This is a genomic window from Pseudoalteromonas sp. GW168-MNA-CIBAN-0100 (assembly GCF_040309225.1).
GTDB classification, from domain to species: Bacteria; Pseudomonadota; Gammaproteobacteria; order Enterobacterales; family Alteromonadaceae; genus Pseudoalteromonas; species Pseudoalteromonas arctica.
The window spans coordinates 1-236 of the sequence record NZ_JBEOOL010001096.1; the positions used below are offsets into that span (position 1 = coordinate 1).

Below are 236 nucleotides of genomic sequence, written 5' to 3' on the forward strand. Positions count from 1 at the left end.
GGTCACCACAACCAAAAATAGCAACCAGCTTACCTTCAAAGTCTACTTCTTCAAGCTCAGGAAAAAAATCATCCCAATCACATTGCGCTTCGCCATAATACCAAGTAGGAATACCAAATAAGATTAAATCAAATTCCGCAATCTCTTCTTTAGAGCTTTTTGCAATATCATGTACAGCTACGAGCTTTTTACCCAATTCTTTTTGGATCATTTTTGCTACGTGTTCTGTATTACCT

General features: G+C 36.9%; 1 protein-coding gene. It reads right to left on the reverse strand.

All coding sequences use genetic code 11. The features are described from left to right. Positions 1-236 (reverse strand): flavodoxin domain-containing protein (locus tag AAEY62_RS24750; protein WP_350637143.1); only part of this gene is annotated, 236 nt, incomplete at both ends.